Origin of the sequence: Stomatohabitans albus (genome assembly GCF_036336025.1) — a bacterium.
GTDB classification, from domain to species: domain Bacteria; phylum Actinomycetota; class Nitriliruptoria; order Euzebyales; family Euzebyaceae; genus Stomatohabitans; species Stomatohabitans albus.
The window spans coordinates 750,489-770,057 of sequence record NZ_JAYKKE010000001.1 but is presented as its reverse complement, the minus strand read 5'-3'; the positions used below and the strand labels follow the sequence as shown (position 1 = coordinate 770,057).

Annotated in this window: 17 protein-coding genes; 3 read left to right on the top strand and 14 right to left on the bottom strand. The window is 52.7% G+C overall.

The features are described 5' to 3' along the window. Positions 1-106: 106 nt before the first annotated feature. The 7 genes from VCU37_RS03365 to dcd form a co-directional block, all read right to left on the bottom strand. Positions 107-808: a response regulator transcription factor gene (locus VCU37_RS03365; protein ID WP_336249217.1), complete on the bottom strand. Its 702-nt coding sequence runs from the start codon at positions 806-808 to the stop codon at positions 107-109. Continuing rightward, positions 805-1,692: a sensor histidine kinase gene (locus VCU37_RS03360; protein ID WP_336249216.1), complete on the bottom strand. Its 888-nt coding sequence runs from the start codon at positions 1,690-1,692 to the stop codon at positions 805-807. The genes VCU37_RS03365 and VCU37_RS03360 overlap by 4 nt, the downstream gene beginning before the upstream one ends. Before the next feature lie 57 nt (positions 1,693-1,749). Next, entirely contained in the window at positions 1,750-2,829 is a 1,080-nt protein-coding gene (locus VCU37_RS03355) for a GmrSD restriction endonuclease domain-containing protein (protein ID WP_336249215.1), read from the bottom strand. A gap of 115 nt (positions 2,830-2,944) precedes the next feature. Next, positions 2,945-4,144: an HNH endonuclease family protein gene (locus VCU37_RS03350; protein ID WP_336249214.1), complete on the bottom strand. Its 1,200-nt coding sequence runs from the start codon at positions 4,142-4,144 to the stop codon at positions 2,945-2,947. A gap of 223 nt (positions 4,145-4,367) precedes the next feature. Beyond that, positions 4,368-5,204, bottom strand: a complete 837-nt coding sequence (locus VCU37_RS03345) for an HNH endonuclease family protein (RefSeq protein WP_336249213.1) — start codon at positions 5,202-5,204, stop codon at positions 4,368-4,370. 115 nt (positions 5,205-5,319) lie between these two features. Further along, a complete protein-coding gene (locus tag VCU37_RS03340) occupies positions 5,320-6,651 on the bottom strand; it encodes an HNH endonuclease family protein (RefSeq protein ID WP_336249212.1) in 1,332 nt (443 codons plus the stop codon). A gap of 189 nt (positions 6,652-6,840) precedes the next feature. Continuing rightward, positions 6,841-7,407 (bottom strand): dCTP deaminase, encoded by a 567-nt coding sequence (gene dcd / locus VCU37_RS03335; RefSeq protein ID WP_336249211.1) that lies wholly within the window; start codon positions 7,405-7,407, stop codon positions 6,841-6,843. A 218-nt stretch (positions 7,408-7,625) separates the two neighbouring features. On the opposite strand from dcd, the gene VCU37_RS03330 reads away from it, so the two are divergent. Further along, positions 7,626-8,360 carry a hypothetical protein gene (locus tag VCU37_RS03330; RefSeq protein WP_336249210.1) on the top strand — a complete coding sequence of 245 codons (735 nt, stop codon included), beginning with the start codon at positions 7,626-7,628 and terminating at the stop codon, positions 8,358-8,360. Between the two features lie 270 nt (positions 8,361-8,630). Here VCU37_RS03330 and VCU37_RS03325 read toward each other — a convergent pair whose 3' ends face one another. From VCU37_RS03325 to VCU37_RS03300, 6 genes are read right to left on the bottom strand one after another with little or no spacing between them, the layout of a single operon-like run. Then, positions 8,631-9,737 (bottom strand): DNA polymerase III subunit, encoded by a 1,107-nt coding sequence (locus VCU37_RS03325; RefSeq protein WP_336249209.1) that lies wholly within the window; start codon positions 9,735-9,737, stop codon positions 8,631-8,633. A 1-nt stretch (position 9,738) separates the two neighbouring features. Next, positions 9,739-10,347 carry a dTMP kinase gene (gene tmk, locus VCU37_RS03320; RefSeq protein WP_336249208.1) on the bottom strand — a complete coding sequence of 203 codons (609 nt, stop codon included), beginning with the start codon at positions 10,345-10,347 and terminating at the stop codon, positions 9,739-9,741. A 2-nt stretch (positions 10,348-10,349) separates the two neighbouring features. Further along, complete coding sequence (gene topA / locus VCU37_RS03315; RefSeq protein WP_336249207.1) at positions 10,350-13,037, bottom strand: type I DNA topoisomerase; 2,688 nt, start codon at positions 13,035-13,037, stop codon at positions 10,350-10,352. A 53-nt stretch (positions 13,038-13,090) separates the two neighbouring features. Beyond that, positions 13,091-14,137, bottom strand: coding sequence for an HD domain-containing protein (locus VCU37_RS03310; RefSeq protein ID WP_336249206.1), 1,047 nt, complete (start codon positions 14,135-14,137; stop codon positions 13,091-13,093). A gap of 46 nt (positions 14,138-14,183) precedes the next feature. Continuing rightward, a complete protein-coding gene (locus VCU37_RS03305; RefSeq protein ID WP_336249205.1) occupies positions 14,184-14,804 on the bottom strand; it encodes a class I SAM-dependent methyltransferase in 621 nt (206 codons plus the stop codon). 9 nt (positions 14,805-14,813) lie between these two features. Next, positions 14,814-15,023: a hypothetical protein gene (locus VCU37_RS03300; protein ID WP_336249204.1), complete on the bottom strand. Its 210-nt coding sequence runs from the start codon at positions 15,021-15,023 to the stop codon at positions 14,814-14,816. Between the two features lie 94 nt (positions 15,024-15,117). Here VCU37_RS03300 and VCU37_RS03295 point away from each other — a divergent pair, with 94 nt between their 5' ends. Both VCU37_RS03295 and VCU37_RS03290 read left to right on the top strand, forming a co-directional pair. Further along, positions 15,118-16,674 (top strand): MFS transporter, encoded by a 1,557-nt coding sequence (locus VCU37_RS03295; RefSeq protein WP_336249203.1) that lies wholly within the window; start codon positions 15,118-15,120, stop codon positions 16,672-16,674. A gap of 48 nt (positions 16,675-16,722) precedes the next feature. Beyond that, positions 16,723-17,538 (top strand): inositol monophosphatase family protein, encoded by an 816-nt coding sequence (locus VCU37_RS03290; protein ID WP_336249202.1) that lies wholly within the window; start codon positions 16,723-16,725, stop codon positions 17,536-17,538. A gap of 22 nt (positions 17,539-17,560) precedes the next feature. On the opposite strand, the gene VCU37_RS03285 is transcribed toward VCU37_RS03290, so the two are convergent. Next, positions 17,561-19,567 carry a hypothetical protein gene (locus tag VCU37_RS03285; protein WP_336249201.1) on the bottom strand — a complete coding sequence of 669 codons (2,007 nt, stop codon included), beginning with the start codon at positions 19,565-19,567 and terminating at the stop codon, positions 17,561-17,563. Between the last annotated feature and the right edge of the window lie 2 nt (positions 19,568-19,569).

The window sequence follows — 19,569 nt, the reverse complement described above, 5'->3', positions numbered from 1 at the left end:
ACTTTATGCCGGTAGGTCTGTACCCTCACCCTTAAGGGCGAGTGATTATCGCGGTGATGACAATTGTTCAATCAACACCATGGGGCAACGTGGTACCAACTGCACCCTAGGGGCGTGTCGGTTTCACAAGACCCCGTTGATAGGCCGCAATTACCAGTTGAGCACGGTCCCTGGCCTGGAGTTTGAGCAGCAGGTTACTGATATGAGTTTTAAGCGTATTGGGAGAGATATAGAGCATCGCCACAATCTCACTATTGGATAGGCCGCGACCAATGAGGGTTAAGACCTCTGTCTCACGGGGGGTAAGGCGGCATCCTGCCCGATCGGACTCGACAGGTACCTGGTCGGTGGGATTAGCGATGTAATGATCAACAAGTTTGGAGAGGATTGAAGGAGCAAATAGTGCCTCACCTCGGTGTATCCGCCGAATAGCATCGAGTAACACGGTAGGGTGCGCGTCCTTTAGCAAAAACCCACTTGCGCGTGCCCGGAGTGCCCCGTACACGTACTCATCAAGTTCATACATACTCAGCACCAATACCCGAACGTGCCGTAACGATGGTTCATTGGTGATGGTCTGTGTCGCATGGATTCCATCAGATCCGGGCATACGAATATCCATGAGCACCACATCTGGGTTCAGCTTTCGTACCGCCCTCACCGACTCATCGCCGGTACTTGCTTCGCCTACCACATCCATATCAGGCTGACTATCAATGACGATACGGAGGCTCTGGCGCATCAACGGTTCATCATCGGCCAGGAGCACTCGAATGGGGGCTTGGAGAACGTCAGCTCGTTCACTCATAGGACCCCCTCAACAGGGAGGTTCGCCTCAAGACAGAACCCGGTCGGTGTGGGAGATGCCGTTAAGGTGCCGCCATGGGCATAGATCCGTTCACGCAACCCCGTAAGCCCTTGACCGACACCAGGTTCGCTCTGCCAGTTTGGGTTCTTCTTATCATTGTCTACAACAATGTTGACCATATCGGTTGATTGGGTGATGCTCAGTCGGACCGTTGTTGGCCCTGCATGTCGGATCACATTGGTCAGTGCCTCACGGACGATAGCGCAAATCGTGTTCTGGACACTTTGCGCCAGCTCACCTAACCCATCTTGCGCGTCAGTGAGGTTATCGATGGTCAACTGGATAATCAGTCCGCTTCGTTCTGCATCCTTAATGATGCTTGGCAGGGTTGCCAAGGTATCTGCGGGTTGAAGTGGAGCCGGTTCATCTTCTGGGCTGCGCAAGAGGGTCAACATGCGCCGGAGTTCTCCCATCGTTGATCGGCTCATCCGTTCAATATCGAGTAACGCTTGGTGCCGCGCAGCGTCAGCATCTGGCCCGTCAAGATAGCTAGTGGTGGCCGCGCGGACCGTGATCGTGCCTAACCCGTGTGAACTCAGGTCATGAAGGTCTCTAGCAATCCGGAGGCGTTCTTGTTGAACAGCACGCTCAGCAGCCCACGCTGCGAGACGTTCCTCAAAATCACGTTGTTGCTTGCGAGCATGCTGAATTGCCCAGGCAAGGACAGCCAGGGTAAGCACTAGTCCTGAACCAGTAACGCCGAGCAACACTGTCGTATTACCTAAATCAACAATCAACGCACTCAAGATCGGCAGCGCAATAAGGACCAGAACCAGGACCCAAGCGCGTGATGGAGCTTTCCTTGGCCGATCAACGATGTCCATAGGCTAAGGCTACGAGAAAGCTATGCCGAGCGCCTCACACCCAGGGGTGAACGTGCTTCACCCAGCGTCCGTAATGCTGTCATTTTCTACCCGCATTGGTGGGCAGCCTGCTAGCACCCCTGCCATGGTGTCATGTTCTTGTGGGGTCACCCAAAGGTGGTAGCGAGCTTTTACTGCAATTTGACGGGCTACGTAATGGCAATGGAATTGCTCATTTGGGGGTAGCCACTCTGCCGCGTTCTTGTATCCCTTGTCACCATTGGCAGGCCCATCTACAGCAAGCAGGTTCAATGGATCGTTCATTAAGTGAATACGCCGTTCTTTGTCGAGGTTCTGCGCCCCGGTCAACCACGCATCTTTCAAGGCAACCACGTGATCAATTTGCACCTTGGCTGATGTGTATCGGCCTGATTGAAAATGAATCACTCTACCGCTGTACGGTCCATTCAAAATGCCGGATAACACCTTGCAATGCCCACGTTTACGCACATTTCGCAAGTCACGGGCGAGGATGTCATTACGAGTGTTGCAATGGTTGCCATCAATATCAGCCCACCCCTGTCCAAACTCAGAACGCTGATACCGCCGACGATAGTCCTTAGGGCGAGTTTCGAGGCTAGCCAACAAATTGGCAATTTGCCCCTGTGGTTGTGTAGGTGGTTCTGGTGCGTCGCCCTCAGGGTCCGGTTCGGGGGTGGGGTCCTGTGGTTGTTCTGGTCCAGGTATCTCTGGGGTACGCGGTACCCATGTCGGTGTTGGCTCAGGGATAGGTGCCAGTGACACCTCTGGTCGTGGAACGTCGTGCGGCCAATCCGCATCGGAGGATGCCATGTGATGGTCGGCGCCAAGTTCATCAGATTGACAAGGATCGTTTGGCCCACCAGGTTCAATCAACGACCAAAACCATGGTGGAATCCAACCAGGACGAGATGGCTGGTGAGTATCTCGTGCATCACAGCCTTGAGCTGTTGATGCCGTTAGCGCCATGGTGTGCACCGAACCCTGCTCAAAGGCGTGGGCGGGTGAAACGGTGCTAATGCTGCCCAATGACAACACCAATGCCAGGGCTAACCCAGCAATACCACTGACTCGATGCGACGATCTTCGTGGTTTTGATGACGTGCTTGTTTGGCTCATTTCGTTCTCGCTGTACTATTCGCGACCAAATTGCAGAGGCAGGAATGTACTACGCTCATTGCCAAACTCACGGACCGCTACCCAGCGTGAAATCCGCACCGCAGAATGCAAATATTTATGAGGTAATGGTGTTGTTCTCCATACGCATGGGAGGGCAACCTGCCAGCACCTCTGCCATGGCGTCATGTTCTTGTGGCGTCACCCAAAGGTGATAGCGCTGTTTAACCGCAACTTGGCGTGCCACATAGTGGCAATGAAACCCGCTATTGGGTGGCAACCAAGCCGCCGCGTTTTTATGCCCTTTTGCATTATTCGTTGGCCCATCTACCGCAAGGAGGTTCAGGGGGTCATTCATCAATTCGATACGACGGTCAGCAGCGAGGTCTTGTGCGCCAGTCCCCCAAGCATCACGCAAGGCGACCACATGGTCAATCTGTACATCGTCAGAGGTGTCTTTCCCAGCAACAAACTGGATCACCTTACCGGTATAGGGGTCATGTAAAACACCTGAAACGACCTTGCACTTGCCGTCACGTTGAACCTGTTGAAGGTCACGAGCCAGGATATGTTGACGGGTATAACACCCATCTGTGCGTGTCCATCCTTTACCAAAGGCATTTCGGTTGTATTTCGCCCGAGTATCTTCTGGTTTTACCGGTAGTGCCGCAAACGCAACCGCAATATCACCGGCTGCGGGTGGTGCTGGCTGCACGGGTGGTGCAGGCGGTGGAACGGGTGCAGGCGGTACTGGTGAGAGTGCAGGCGGTTCAGGGGTAACCGTAGGACTTGGTGTAGGACGCACACGGTCAGACGGTGTCGGACTAGGGGGCGTACTTGGCGTTGATTGAGTGGGCTTAGGTTTCGCAGCTGGCCGTGTACTTGTATTGCCTGCTCCAAAGAGCGGCCCAAACAGTCGGCCCAGGAATGACGATCGAGCAGGTTGCCCATTCGGCTGGTCTTGTTCACGCGCAGAATCATTCAGTCGGCTATCGGCAACGAGTTGGGGAGCAGAAGGCGCATCTTGAGGCGACTCTATAGGGGTTTGAACAGGTGGATGAGTGCGCTCAGGAAGCACAAGCGGTGGCAATTCGATAGTTGGAATTGGCTCCGGTGTCGGGTCGGGGAGGCCAACCGGTTCAAGTACAACAGTATCGACGGCAACCCGCTCTTCGGGATTACCTTTATCCGCTGTAACACTGGTTAGGACAGTGACACCAGCTGCAAACACGAGAAGCAAACTCACAAGTAGCCCCAGGCCAGCAACTATTGCTGATAGCCCAGATGAATCTAGTGCCTTACGTACAACGTTCTTCATACTATTCAATCATTTTAATACATTTAGCTTGTATTTTTAATACATAAATGTGGCGCGTGTATACCACCATGCAGTATGTATCGGCATAACGGGGCAAGACATGACTACGCATTCTGGTGGTTGAGGAATCCTGGTACGTACTATTTCCGTTATCCTTGCTTCCACGATGGGTCGCACATCGGGAGGCGTTCAATCCTGAGTATGAACGCCAATACGGGCAGCCTCATTCGTCGGCGTTAATGACCGTGTCTCCAGATACACGCATGGCCGGTGGGCAATCATGCAACACCGTTGCCATAGCATCATGTTCTGATTGGGTTACCCAGAGGCCATGGCGTGCCTTTACAGCTATTTGACGGGCGATGTAATGACAATGAAAACCGGCATTGGGTGGAAGCCATTCAGCCGCGTTTTGGTGCCCTTTGTCATCATTCGTCTCCCCATCAACGGCGAGGAGATTGAGGGGATCATTGGAGAATGCGATTCGCTGCTCCGCACTCATATGTTGTGCTCCCGTACCCCAGGCGTCTTTCAAAGCGACCACATGATCTATTTGGACATCATCTGTGGTATTTGGCCCCGCCACATAGTGAATTCGCATGCCGGTATACGGGTCATCCAGTGTCCCTGAAATAATTTTGCAGCGACCTTTTTGCTTCGTGTCGTGTAAATCACGACGCAGAATATCGTTGCGGGTGTAGCACGTGTTGTGATCAATATCGGTCCAACCGTCACCAAACGCATCACGGTGGTACCGCTGGCCACGTTCTTTCGGAGCAACCTTGAGTGTCCCTAATAACGCGCGAATCTCGTCTGATTGGCTGGCATCGTCTCGGCTATCGACGATAGAGGTGTCGGCGTGATACCCACGAGACCGTGCTGGTTCTGAAGCCAGTTGCGGCGTCTCTTGGGGGGAGGTGGGCTTGAAACCGAGGTTGTCGATCTCACCCCACCCAAAGGCAGCAGCGGCCGCAATAACACCGCCGACCACGAGGCGTAGCATCATCCGAGAAGGCCGAGTGGTATGCCGGCGAGGTTTCTGGCGTGAAGAGACAGACATTGGTTATCAACCCTATCTGGACGGATCCAGAACATAGCGAACTACATTCTCCTTCAATGCCGCCTCTTACAACAGAAACCCAGGCATAGCCTGGGTTTCTAGAGCGATTTCAGTGTTATTGTGCGTTGATGATGGAATCACCATCGACACGCATGTCTGTCGGACAAGCCTTCAGTCCCTCTGCCATAGCGGCGTGTTCTTCTGGAGAAACAGTCAACCCATACCGTGCCTTCACCGCGATCTGCCGACCAAGATAATGACAAGTGAAGTCAGGATTGGTGGGCATCCACTGTGTTACGTCTTTATCACCCTTCTCCGCGTTAGCTGCGCGGCTAACCGCCAGAAGGTTCAATGGGTCATTCTTAAAGATTTCACGCTGGCGCTGACTTAAGTCCTGAGCACCTGTTGCCCAAGCAGTAGGCAAGGAGACAACATGGCTCACTTCAATGGGTGATTCGAGTCCATCCTCAATGAAGTAGTCAAGCACTTCGTTCGTGTATGGATCATGCAATGAACCTGCATGAATCCTGCACCCACGGCCAGAATCGGTCACGGTGAGGTCACGGGCCAAAATGTCGTCTATCGTGCTGCAGTTATTCTCATCAATATCCAACCAACCTTGGCCGAACGCATCTTCATCAAAGGTCATATCCTCATGGGGCGGGGCGATGCGCAACCGTTCAAAGAGTTCGGTAATGAGCGTAACGTCTGGCTGAGAGTTATTGGTGTTATTCGGATCTGTTGGACGGGGGGCGGGCACGATTGGGGCCGGTTTGATCACCGCTGGTGGAATGAGCTGGGCTTCAGGCTTTGTTGACGGGCCGGGGACTCCAGGCGTTGGCCGCACTTCAGGCGGAACAACATGTTGGGGCGTTTCCCGCGGTCGTGCCGGAGGATTGGGAGCAGGCTGAGCAGGTGGTGCTGGTTGTACTGGTGCCGCTGGTTGTGCTGGTGCCGCAGGTGGTGCTGGCACCACATGCTCAGGACGGCTCGCGATTGGTCGCGTTTGGCTCTGCGACTGGCGTTCTGGCTCTTTCTTCCCGTCGAAGATACTTGTCACCCAGCTCCAGAAACCACCGTCTTCTTGATCGGTATTTGTGGTTTCATCTGAGTAGGTTGCATCTTGAGGTACATCCAGGGCAACGGGGCTGATGGGCGGTTCAGCGCCACTTCCTTCAGGAACATCTAGTGGAGGAATATCGGGGACAGGCAACGGATCTGGATCATCCAATGAACCGCCACGAGGCAGGAGCTGGACTGTCTCAATGTCCTGACGGACTATAGGCTCAGCTTGGTTTGCCTTATCGCCAGCAAAATAGCCAAGCACACCCCAAAAAAGAATAAAAGAACCCAGTACACCGCCAATGGCCAAACTAACTTGCCGATCGGCAGGAGCACTTTCCTTTGAATCAGTTATCCATTTCTTCGGATCGCCCTGTAGATTCATCTCGCCCTCATACTGTCCCAGCTATGGGCATAGGTTGCCCACGCAATGCTGTACGGCTCGACTCGGGTAGAACTTTAATTTTTTTCACAGAAAAATAGAAAAAACCTAAATACTGCACTCAAATGGCCGAGTGCTCATGACTATCGCTTGGCGGGGGCATACTCGTTTTGCCCACTGAAGATAGGCACACTACGACGAGAAGTTCTTGTGAAATTGGCTTGGCGTTGGCCCTTCTTGCCCCTGATATTTCGACCCGAGCGCTGGATCTCCATAACCCCGGCTGGCGGGCTGATCAAGCCGGAAAAATGCAAGTTGGCTGATCTTCATCTCTGGGTAGATCGCAATAGGTAAATTCGCCACATTGGAGAGCTCTAGGGTCAGCCAACCAGAAAACCCAGCATCAATGAAACCGGCTGTGGCATGTACGAGTAGCCCTAAACGCCCCAAACTGGACTTGCCTTCAATGCGCGCAACCAGGTCAGTTGGCAAACTCACTCGCTCCAACGTCGAACCCAAGACAAATTCACCGGGATGCAGGATAAACGGGTCTTCTTGGGTAACGGTCACTGTTTGGGTGAGACCGTCTAATGGCTGCTTCGTATCAATCAGCGGGTATTTGTGATTGTTAAATACACGAAACGTGTCACTCACCCGGAGGTCAACGCTAGACGGTTGAATCGCATTGTCACCAAGTGGGTCGATGGTGATATGGCCAGATTCAAGGGCGGCACGAATGCTGATATCAGACAAGATCATGTGCCCAGCTTATTGAACGTTGTCGTACCTTTCTTGCATTGAATACGTAGCTGGAACAGGCTCCCAAAGCGCCCCTGGCCCCCGAAAGTGGGCCATTTTGCCTATACGGGATCAGGATACATAGACGATACTGCAGGAATGTAAACCGTTTGCGTTCGATTATCGCGCAAACGACTGACAAAGATAGGATTTACAGGAACCTTTCCCCGAGGAACTCCATGGCTTCAAAGTACAAGACGAAAAACACATTCACCCTCTGGTGGAATAACGCCTCTCGCGGCACACGTATCGGCACGGTGATCGGTGCGGTTATCGTGGGTGCGCTCGTTTTGGTGGGTCTTGGCTTTCTTGGGAAATTCCTATTTGATATCCAAGCGGATGACACAAGTCGAGCACGCACCACGATCGAACTTCCTGCCCAAGGCGTGCAAGAAAGTGATGAACCATCTTCTGTTGCAACCCCCGAGTTGCCTCCACTTGATTTACCCACGCCAACCCCAACGCCAATGATTGCCACTGATGAGGCTGTTGAAGGTTCCTCTGAACTCGGTAGCCAGGGGAGTTCGTCCGCTGCAGGCAACGGGAATGGGCGCGATAGTCAAGGCGGGACTGGGAATACCCCGACCTTTGACACCATCCTTGCAGCAGGGCGACGTTCCTGTGTCCATACCGAACAAGATGTATCTCCCACCGGTGAACCGATCTTGCGCGCCTATCAACCGTGGAGTGATGGTGATTTCAATGCGATTCTCCCCTGCATTGAAACGATGGTTACCGAATCGCGGGATGCGGGTGTCAATATTGAGATTCTTGTCCAAACTGACACCCAACCGGCTGGCTACCTTCTTATACGGACAGCCGATGTGCAACGGCTGAACCAGTTGGACCAAAATGCGCGGGCAACCCAGTTGCGTGAGGCCTTTCAGGTTGCACCGGGACTCCAGCTGAAATAGGCACATTCGCTACGAACGTAAGGCTTCGAGGACTTACGAAAAAAATTTCTTACGAAAATAGCGAATTAATTAGGTGAACCTTAGTAAAGCATGTATAGTGTTCATCACCTACCTCTGTCAGAGAAAGGCGGGAGACAGCACGCTCCCGCCTTTCACTTTGCCCAAAGGAATCAGCGCCGTATGGTCATGCAGGTTTGCTGAATGTGTGCGACAAGGTAGTACCAAGCGGACAGCGTATTCACTAGCCCAATGGTGTTGGATTACTTCAGTTCACTGGCCCACACGATGAACAATGCAGTCGGTATGCGCTTGTAACAGCAATGCTTGGATAGCTAGTTCCCAGGCCACATTGACCTCTAACGCATCACGTGTTTGTTGAATGCGATCACTGATGCTGATTGCGGCGGTGACACTGATCCGTGTTGAATCACCAATCAATCGATCTCGGGCATCCACATTGCGTAGTGGGGCCTCAGTATTGGTTGCTACCGCAATAACATCCCTGAGGTACCCTAAACACGCATCGAGTGCATCTTGAATGGTTGCGGTTCGTTCAGCACGTACCAACCGCTTGTATTGGGTGTCAATATGTTTAACAAGCGTGGGCGGTGCTTTTTCATATGCCTCGTGAAGTTGGGCTATGGCTGCTTTACCTTCTGCTTCGATCGCGTCGCTTCGGCGTTTGATTGCACCTTTTAATGCATGGGTAGCCATCATGGCCATACCTGGTCCCCGGTCAAGCATGTCCGGTACCCAGGTGCGTGCCTGTCGATATTCACCAAGGGCTACTGAGCTGGCCAATGCCGCCACCTTGTCCGGCGCGCCCTCGGATAGCGCAATCAATAAAGCCTGGTCAGGATGATCGGGAATCAGGGTTGCTAAGTGTTCAGCTCGCCACGGTGAAAACCGGACACGACGACAACGACTCAAAATCGTGTCTGGAATGGACTGCTCATTGGCAATATCCAAAATCCACACCGTGCCTGCCGGTGGTTCTTCAAGTGTTTTAAGAAAGGCATTCGCTGCCTCCATATTCATTCGATCAGCCTCATGGATATGAAGGACCTTCACCTTGCCTTCGATCAATGTTTGATTTGCCGCAGGAAGCCACGACTCACTCACATCGCGTTTTCGATGGTTTGCGCCGATGGGAGTAAACGTGGTTATTGCAGGATGAGTACCACGCAAAAAACGATCCAACTGGCCAGTATCTGATACTGCACCATTCGTAACGGCAGCAAAGAGCCGCGCCGCACGTTCTTGCCCTACCCCCTTTGGGCCGATAAATGCCCAGGCATGGCCATAGTCTTCTTGTGCGAACGCTGACGAGAGGGCCGCAATCGCGTGTTCTTGACCCGGCAATTCCCAAGGGATCATGCTAGGCACACAACCCCCGATCGGTCATGACGTGAACGATGTCATCAAACACCGCTGCGACATCACGATTTGCGTCAATAACCGCCCACCGGTCATCCACAATCGTGCGATAGCCTGCATTTACCTGTTCATGAAACGCCATGCTGGCCTGATCGAGGCGGTCTCCACCATCTTTCGCTTGACGGGCACGTGCCACCCCAGTACTAGCTTCAATATCAAGCAAAATAATCAAATCAGGTTCACAACCATCAATAGCCGGCTCATTAATCCGTTTAGCCTTCTCTAGACCCAAACCACCGGCAATCCCTTGATACACATAAGACGAATACACAAACCGGTCGGTAATCACCGTTTTCCCCGCCGCGAGGGCAGGGCGAATCCGATGCGCAACATGGGAAGCTCGTCCAGTTGCGATAATGAAGCACTCCTCTAGGGCATCAATCGTGTTCGCAGGGTTTAACACATAGTCACGCATCGCTTCAGCAACCGGCGTTCCACCCGGCTCCCTGGTGAGTTCAACATCATGCCCACGTTCGGTCAGGTAGTTCTTCAACAACTCAATCTGTGTTGATTTACCTGCGCCCTCACCACCTTCAAAGGCAATAAACACCGCTACTCTGCCTTCTTGGCGGCTGTTTTTGCCTTCTTCGTCGTGCTCTTCGTCGTCGTGCTCTTCTTGGTTGCAGCTTTCTTCGTTGTCTTCTTCGGCTTTTCCCCTTGAGCAGCCATACGTTCACGACGCATCTGCAATAGCTCACTTGCCCGTTCATCGGTCATCGATTCAATGGAATCGGCTTTCCGCAAACTAGCGTTCACTTCACCATCAGTGACGTATTCACCGAAGCGGCCCATCCGAATACTCATTGGTTTCCCACTGACCAAATCGTTGCCCAACTCACGCAGCACCGCATTGCTCGTCGTAGAACGGTTTGATCGCTTATCTTGAGCCAAAAGCTCCAAGGCACCCTTCGTATCAATGGTGAACAGACTCGCCTCATCCGGCAGACTGCGGGTTTCTTTACCCCACTTCAAATACGGCCCATAGCGACCATTAGCCACTTCAATAGGGCCACCATCTTCAGGGTGCGGACCAACATCACGAGGCAATGTCAATAGTTGGAGTGCATCCTCTAGGGTCAGAGCATCAAGCTGCTGGGTTTTTAACAAACTCGCTGTTTTCTCAGGTTTTCCATCATCCGGATGGCCAATTTGAACGTAGGGCCCAAAACGTCCGTCACGCGCAATGACCGGCTTTCCGGTAGCTGGATCGTCACCGAGCACCTTCAGCTCTGTTTGCATCTCCAGTAGCTGGGTTGCTTTTTTGATCGTCAACTCATCGGGACAAATATCATCAGGGATAGGACCACGCGTATCATCTGAACGCAATAAGTAGGGGCCATATCGCCCACTCTTCGCCACGATGGTACGTCCTTGATCATCAACCCCTATGGGGAACGCATTAATCGTCGCAGCGTCAATATCGCCAAGGTTATTCTCAACCTGCTGCTTTAAACCCGGCTCCTCATCACCAAAGTAAAATTGGCTGAGCCATGGGGTACGGTCTAGCCGACCACCGGCAATCTCATCGAGGTCGTCTTCCATCTTTGCCGTGAATGCATAGTCCACAAGCTCAGGAAAGTGCTGTTCAAGTAGGGCCGTTGTTGCAAATGCTGTGAAACTTGGCACTAGCGCCGTACCTTTTTTCCACACGTACTTACGCGCAATAATCGTGCTGATAATGCTTGCATAAGTTGATGGGCGCCCTACCCCCAGCTCTTCGAGCTTTTGAACCAAACTTGCTTCCGTAAACCGCGCCGGGGGGCGAGTGTCATGGCCTTCGGCACGCACCGTCTTGGCTGTAAAGACGTCGCCTGCCTTCATTTCAGGCAAAATCACATCTTTATCACTGAGCTGTGCATCAGGATCATCACTACCTTCAACATAGGCACGTAAGAAGCCGGGGAAGGTGATCGTGCGCCCAGAGGCAGTAAATAGACAGGTAGCCCCGGCGAGGTCGTTCGCCTGAGCGGTAGCTTCAGCCGTTAAACGCGCCTGCACACTGTTGCCCTTCGCATCAGCCATTTGACTAGCTAATGTGCGCTTCCAAATCAATTCGTATAACCGGAATTGTTCGGCAGTCAATTCATTCTTCACCTGATCCGGGGTACGAAACTGATCGCCGGCAGGACGGATTGCCTCGTGCGCTTCCTGAGCATTCTTCGATTTTTTCTCGTACTGGCGCGGTTTATCAGGCAAATAGTCTGCCCCATACATCTCCTTCACCTGCGCCCGTGCAGAGGCAATGGCCTCACCGGAAAGCTGATAGGAGTCGGTACGCATATATGTGATGTACCCATTTTCGTACAGGGTTTGGGCAACACGCATCGTGTGCTGTGCACTAAAGCGCAACTTCCGCCCCGCCTCTTGTTGCAAACTCGACGTGGCAAAGGGGGCAGGTGGTTTACGGCTATATGGTTTGGTTTCAACCCCAAGGACCGTGAATGAGCCGCCTGTTAAGCCGTCAGCCAAGGCCTTAGCCTGGGCTTCATCCAAACGATGTAACTCGGCATTTGCCAAGGTTCCACGATCAGTAAAGTCCTTACCCCTCGCCAGTCGCCGACCTGCAATTTCAACCAAGCCAGATTCAAAAGGACTACCTGCTGTTGTCGCTAGTTCAGCCGTTAAATCCCAATAGTTTGCGCTCACAAACGCAATACGTTCGCGCTCACGTTCCACAATGATTCGTGTGGCCACACTCTGCACACGCCCTGCACTCAGGCCAGTACTTACTTTTTTCCAAAGCACCGGACTGACCTCATAACCGTAGAGGCGGTCGAGGATACGGCGCGCTTCCTGCGCATCAACGAGTTGATAATCCAACTCACCGGTATGTTCAACTGCATGTTGAATCGCTTGTTTGGTAATTTCACCAAACACCATTCGTCGTACTGGCACCTTTGGTTTCAATACTTCTTGAAGATGCCAGGCAATCGCCTCACCTTCGCGGTCCTTATCCGTTGCCAGTAGAAGTTCGTCACAGTCTTTCAACTTTGTCTTTAAGTCAGTGACCGTTTTTTTCTTATCCGGGTTCACCACATAGACAGGAGCAAACTCATGATCAACGTCAACCCCAAGGGTGGCCCATGGTTTGTCCTTGACCTTAGCTGGAATCTGACTGGCATTCGCGGGCAAGTCACGGATGTGACCAACGGAGGATTCCACCACATACTCAGGCCCGAGATACTCACCTATCTTTCGAGCCTTGGCGGGAGATTCCACAATAACCAGTCGTTTACTCATCACTCATTCCTGCGCTTAATTTTGAAGCTGGAGATACAACACTAAAGGCAAGACTATGTAAGACCACTATGGGGTTGGTCAAATAGACGTGGCCTAAACAATTGATCATGGACCTGAAGGGCGTATCGGTCAGTCATACCAGCCACATGATCAGCTACCTGAATATCCAGGCTGGCACTGCGATCTCTGTACCGCTCAGGCAACTTATCGGGGTGAGCTAAATAGAAATCAAAGAGGTCGTTAATAACCCGATGAGCGGCACGTGCTTGCTTTTCTTGTTCAGGGGATTTATAGACATGCACAAACATCCAGTCACGGAGTTCATCAAAAATAGGAAACCATGCGGGGTCCATCTCTACGTGCCCATTACTGACCGAGTAATCGACAACACTTTGAATCAGTCGGGTAATCCATTTGCTGCCCGGTTGACCAAGCGCATCAGTCACTGAGGTCGGAATATCTTGGGCACGAATCATGCCAGCACGCATCGCATCCATCACATCATGGGCTAGATAGGCAATACGGTCCGCATAGCGAACACACCACCCTTCAGGGGTGATGGGGGGAGGGTTGATTTTCCAAGGGTGACGGGCAATCCCTTCACGGGTCTCGGCACACAGGTTCAACGGTTCTAAGACTTCGTAGATACGCACACTTTGATAGCTATGTACCCAACCACCTTCTAGCCGTGCATCCAGCGCATCCTCACCAGCATGCCCAAAAGGGGTGTGTCCTACGTCATGGCCTAATGCCATCGCTTCAGCAAGGGCGCTATTGAGACCCATCGCCGCGGCCAAGGCTTCAGCAACTTGCGCAACCTGAAGCACATGAGTGAGACGAGTAATCGTGTGGTCACCCTCAGGATTAATAAATACTTGTGTTTTATGTTTTAGCCGTCGAAACGCGAGGGAGTGGACAATCCGGTCACGATCACGTTCAAAACAGGTGCGATAGGGATCAGGGTCCTCAGCACGGTCTCGGTTACCAGATCCAAATGCCCTCGTTGCCAATGGACTCATCGCCAAGTCTTGAGCTTCTTCGCGTGCCTCACGCACTACTCGTTTAATGGGCATAGGCATAGGAGGACGTGCAGTAGACATGGATCAATGGTAGCTAGGGCAATGGGTGTACTAATGCGTACACGACCTAGGTTGGGGCAACACCCCAGGCATGAACCCAGCGCATATTGGTTCCTCGTGGATCAAGACGGACTTCGACCTCAACCCCTACATACCCAAGGGAAAGAAGCAAGCCTTGAAGCTGATCTTGGGTGCATTTACTCGCCCGGATCGGGTCTTCTAGTGGAGGATCCTCGTACAGTCCGAGATCTTCATCCCCTTCGGGAACACTAAGCACAATGGGGCCACGTGCTTGAACACGCATCCACTCTTTCAATACTGGAACAAATGCCCGGCGTGGTAGGTGGTGAAGTGCGCCGGGTGCCCAAATGCCGTCAAACGTATTATCCGCAAACGGAAGACGCTGAAAATCCCAACAAGCCAGAAGACCACGGGGGTGATGGGTTTGAGCAACTTGCATGACCCCAAAACTGAGATCACCACTGACGGGTTTAATACCCATGTCACGTAAGAGGCGGACATCAAGTCCTGGCCCGCTTGCAACATCAAGGACCACCGCTTCGGGTCCTGCTTGTTGCGCAAAACGCTGTGCAATACCTCGGGGGCGTTTATCAGCCCAGCCGTTTAAATAGTCGCCAGCTACCCCGTCATAAGACCGGGCGGACGCGAGGGAGTATTGATCAACCACAACGCAAGCCTAGACTCCTTTGCCATGTTGGAGCTGAGCTCGATGACGGAAAATCCGCCAAAAGGTATAGACCAATAGGGCAAGTGCCCAACTCGTGAAGGCAATAAGGGCGTACGTAGCATCCTTAGGTACAGTGTCTGTCCAGGTCATCACAACATCGCCGGGCAACGTTGTGACCTGTTCAACCGGTGTAATGGGAACAGGGAGCGGCGTTGGCACTTGGCCCCAGAGGGTATGCACCCCCTGAATAGTATGTGCCGTCTTGCCTCTGCCCGTGCAGAATTTGTGTACTCAACGTGTGTAAGGAGTGAGCGTGGCTGACCAATCATCTGTGAAGGAGTCGAACGCACCGTTACCAATCCCACCAGAGGTTCATGCAAAACGCTGGTGGATTTTATTGGTCTTGTGTACAAACCTCATCCTGGTCGTGGCGGCAAATGCCGGGCTTGTCGTGGGGTTGCCCTCAATTGCTCGACAGCTAGGGGCAAGCCAGACCCAACTGCAGTGGCTTGTTGACGTGTTCATTATGGCCTTTGCTGGGTCACTGATGCCTATGGGTGCTGTAGGAGACCGGTTTGGGCGTAAGCGTGCACTCTTAATAGGATTGGCGATCTACGCCATCACGTCACTGGCCGCCCAATTTGCAACAGGTGTCGAACATCTTTTCGTCATCCGCGGGCTGATGGGCGTTGCGGCAGGCCTGGTGATGCCAGCCACACTTAGTTTGATTACCACTGCATTTGTCGGGCGTGAACGGAACCTAGCTGTTGCAATCTGGTCTGGATGTGCGGGTGCCGGTGCTGGTATTGGGCTGTTAATGAGCGGTTCGTTACTGCTGTACTTTGACTGGAACTCGATCTTTCTTGCGAATGTCCCCATCGCCCTCGTTGGCTTGGGCTTGGGATCCATTCTTCTGGTTGAATCGAAAGACCCCGAATCACGCGCAATCGACTGGATAGGCTCCGTTTTAGTTGTACTGGCCCTATGGTCCACCCTATTTGGCATTATTGAGCTACCCATTTATGGGTTTTTCAATCCTGCAATCATGGGTTCAGGTGTGATTGCTCTTGTGCTTTGGGGGTTATTCGTGCTCCGATCCCGTCATACCAGTACCCCCCTTGTTGAGGTTGAGTGGTTCCGAGACCGCCGTTTTTCCGTTGGGTCCTTCTCGATCGCATTGATGTTCTTTGCGTTGATGGGTTGGTTCTTTCTCTCTACCCAGCTATTCCAATATGTCTTTGGCATGACGCCCTTTGAAGCAGCATTTGCCGGCATCACGCTGTCAATCGTTCAGGTGGTCTTTGCTCAATTCTCGGCGCGGTGGGTAGATCTCTTTGGGACACGCATCGCGGTCATGATGGGGATGATTCTTGTCGTGTTTGGATTAACGACTGCATCCTTCTTCACGACTCCCGAAGCCCCCTTCTGGCCATTTATCGTCGCACAGATTTTCATTGGGTTGGGTTTGCCGTGGGCAAGTAGCCCAGCAACTTCGGTTGTCTTAGAGAGCCTGCCACCGAGTCGCATCGGGGCCGGCAGTGCCGTCAACGGCACGGTTCGTGAAATCGGGGCAGCCCTGGGTGTCGCGGTAATTGGGTCAATTGCAACCAGTGTGTATCGAGCGCAGGTACCGGTCGGAGGCTTAAGCCCTGAAGCTACGGCGCTGGCAAAAACGAGTCTGGCTGGGGCACTCAGTGTGGCCGATCAGACCCCTAATGCTCAAGCATTTATTCATGCCGCACGATTGGCCTTTGGAGAGTCATTTCGCATTAGCTTGCTCGCAGGGTCTTGTATCTTGTGTATTGCCATCGTGATGGTCTTAACCATTGGATTTACACCACGTGAAGATGTATCTCCTGAAGATGGATAAGGTTTGCGTAGAGCACTCAGTATCGACCTATAACTGAAGGATGTTGTGATGTCCACCCTGTATGAAGATGCTGACCTCGCAGCACGTCTTGTGCGAGAAGCTGGCGAACTTGCCGCCAGTATGCGTGCAGAAGGGCTCCGAGATGTGAGCTCGAAATCCAACGTAGCGGATCTCGTCACCGAAGCAGATCGAGCGGCAGAACGGCTTGTTGTTGAGACGATCAGAACCTTACGCCCTGACGATTCCATCGTGGGGGAAGAGGGCGCAAACTACACGGGTACTAGTGACCGAACATGGGTTATTGATCCAGTGGACGGCACATACAACTTTGTGACTGGTGCTGACTACTGGTGCTCTGCGCTGGCATTACGTGGCCCTGTTCCACAGCAGGCGCCACCCCAGGCCCATAATGACGCCGTCACCCTTGGTGCCGTCTATGAGCCAATGACCAAACGATTATGGGTTGGGGCTCCTGGTCAACTCCCGACAACGATGAATGGGAACCCCACCCATCTCGCAGCTGACGCCCCAAATCTCTCCAAGGCGTGCGTCTTGACCTATCTCCACGTGGATGGCATGGCCAATCCTGAGACATTAGCGGCCTGGACTCGTGTTTGTTCTGCTGCCGCATTATGGCGATCACCAGGGTCGTCAAGCGTAGATATGGCCACCATTGCCGGGGGACGGCACCACTTGTGGTTAAGTCGCACACCCCCCGAATGGGATCGTCTGCCCGGTGCTGCCTTATTGATGGCCAACGGCGGAATTACCCGTATGGTCGAAGCTGGAGGCACAAGCTGGATGCTGGCGGGGTATGACTACCTCGTTGAGGAAGCCACCGCGTTATTAAAGGATGAGGCGTAGGTCTTTGTGGCCAATGCTTTCGTTATGAGGCTGCTTCAATATGTTGGCCGTGCCGCTGAATCCAACGTTGGACAACCGTATCTGATGAGGTGCCTACGCGGGTAAAGAGGGGGAACTGATCAATTGGTGTCCGCAAGGTGAGGTGCCCGCGTTCCCCTCGGCGTACCAAGTGGGTTTTACCTGTCCACACATTTCTCCAGTTTCCTTGGGGCAGGTCAACGGTGGTTTCTCGCTGGCCAGCCGTAACAACGGGAACCACATAGATGTCGTTGCCGTAGAAGAATGATGGGGCTTCTGGGTTAAAACTCCGATCGTCTGGTTGTACCAGTATCGTCTCGCGGACGGGTGGAATCCCCTCTTTGAGGGCCTCATCATTCAGGTGATTACGTATCGGAGTGAGGGCACGGCGCAAACTTAACCAACGATTGATTTGTGCCTGTGAAACCGCATCATCACTCAGTTGGATACCTGAGGTGGGTGTATCTAGCCCGGTCCGGTATTGCCCTGAGAAAACGGCTAATTGTGCCGACCGTGCAATGTGTTCTTGGGAGCGGAATATACCACCTAATAGGAAGGGGCGATTGACGGTGGTATCGCCACCAATGGTCACATTTGTAAATGCTAATCCTGAAATACCACCGTTTACCATGGCACTTACCGCTGTTGGTAGTCCATCATTGATGCTGAAGTTTGCATTCAAATTGCCCACATTGATGAACATCGGAATCGGAATGTAATCATCAACGATCGCTTGGGTCATGATCACCGGTTTATCTATCTGTTCGGTTGCGGTGTTCAACGCACTCGTCCAGCGTTGGAGCACGTCTCGATAGTCCGATTTCAGTTGGAGCAATTCGGCGCCTTCAACCATAAAACCGTCCACGTGGAACCCATCAAGATTGGCCCCCACCGTTACCGTTGCGATGAGGCGAATGCCACGTTCATGCAACGCCGTTTGAAGAGCTTCGCCGTGATCATCACCCGGTAGTTCACGAACTAATACTGCACCGGGTTTATTCCCGTGGCTAACCCACTGATCTACATGGGCAAGGACCGCATCATTACTTGTTCCAGGATCGGTGATAATGAGGCCATCACTTGCCCAGCTTGGTGATTTACGCATCGTGCCAAATAGCGTGGTGAGTTGCCCAATTTGTTGGGCTGGGGTGCGACGGTTCGCCATCGTTAACGTTATTTCATTTGACCATGCGGTCATTGATAGTCGACCGGTATTACGGCCGTCCACCACAACAGGAGTGTCACCTGTTACCCACTGGGTACGTGGGGCATCTGTCGTTACTCGTGCTAGGGGTGCTTGAGAGGTATCAACGCTGCCCCCTTCACCATTCAAAATATCTTCAATAAGTGTGAGTGGTTGATCTCCTCGGCCAACACCTTGGAATCTAGGCAATACCAGAATTGCCTTTTGATCGGGTTGAGTATAAGCAAGGCCACCGCCAAAAAAATGCTCATCTGTATCCATCTTCGTTGAAAAGGCGATCCGATTGAGCCGAGATGAGAGTAGTTCTGCGTGCACTTCTAGAGCACCCGAGCTTGGATTCTCTCGCCACCGCGCCTGCCACCCAATTGACTCATTGCCCTGGTCCTTCGGTTGCCGTAATTCACCGTAGGTCCATAGACCACCTTGACTATCGAAGCGTGTGCGGGTAATGGTTTGTTCGCTCAGCTCCCCTTCCCACGATTCAATGACTCTAGCGAGATTGCCGGTTGTGGTGATTTGAGAAATACCAGTTGCTGCACTCAAAAAACCTTCTTCAACCGGGCTACTCCACACATCCGCAAGGGCGTCGGGATGGATGATGGTCATATTGGTTTCGGTTAATGAGACGGTGTATTCACCAACCACATAGTTACCCCGAGCCTCTGGCTCCACGGTCAGTGTTCCACGATTTGGCCCCTGTAAGAGGGTGGCAGGCGGTGGACTGGCAACTCGCAACGTACCCACAACAAACACGATGAGAATGGGTATCCAAACGAGAGTACGTAGTGTTCGTTGGCGTCGGGGCATGG

Excerpts from the sequence above, each read along its gene's own strand:
- VCU37_RS03345 (WP_336249213.1), bottom strand. The coding sequence starts at position 5,204 with ATGTCTGTCTCTTCACGCCAGAAACCTCGCCGGCATACCACTCGGCCT.
- VCU37_RS03365 (WP_336249217.1), bottom strand. The coding sequence starts at position 808 with ATGAGTGAACGAGCTGACGTTCTCCAAGCCCCCATTCGAGTGCTCCTG.
- VCU37_RS03310 (WP_336249206.1), bottom strand. The coding sequence starts at position 14,137 with ATGTCTACTGCACGTCCTCCTATGCCTATGCCCATTAAACGAGTAGTG.
- VCU37_RS03290 (WP_336249202.1), top strand. The coding sequence starts at position 16,723 with ATGTCCACCCTGTATGAAGATGCTGACCTCGCAGCACGTCTTGTGCGA.
- VCU37_RS03350 (WP_336249214.1), bottom strand. The coding sequence starts at position 4,144 with ATGAAGAACGTTGTACGTAAGGCACTAGATTCATCTGGGCTATCAGCA.
- VCU37_RS03285 (WP_336249201.1), bottom strand. The coding sequence starts at position 19,567 with ATGCCCCGACGCCAACGAACACTACGTACTCTCGTTTGGATACCCATT.
- VCU37_RS03360 (WP_336249216.1), bottom strand. The coding sequence starts at position 1,692 with ATGGACATCGTTGATCGGCCAAGGAAAGCTCCATCACGCGCTTGGGTC.
- dcd (WP_336249211.1), bottom strand. The coding sequence starts at position 7,407 with ATGATCTTGTCTGATATCAGCATTCGTGCCGCCCTTGAATCTGGCCAT.
- VCU37_RS03355 (WP_336249215.1), bottom strand. The coding sequence starts at position 2,829 with ATGAGCCAAACAAGCACGTCATCAAAACCACGAAGATCGTCGCATCGA.
- VCU37_RS03330 (WP_336249210.1), top strand. The coding sequence starts at position 7,626 with ATGGCTTCAAAGTACAAGACGAAAAACACATTCACCCTCTGGTGGAAT.
- VCU37_RS03340 (WP_336249212.1), bottom strand. The coding sequence starts at position 6,651 with ATGAATCTACAGGGCGATCCGAAGAAATGGATAACTGATTCAAAGGAA.
- VCU37_RS03325 (WP_336249209.1), bottom strand. The coding sequence starts at position 9,737 with ATGATCCCTTGGGAATTGCCGGGTCAAGAACACGCGATTGCGGCCCTC.
- topA (WP_336249207.1), bottom strand. The coding sequence starts at position 13,037 with ATGAGTAAACGACTGGTTATTGTGGAATCTCCCGCCAAGGCTCGAAAG.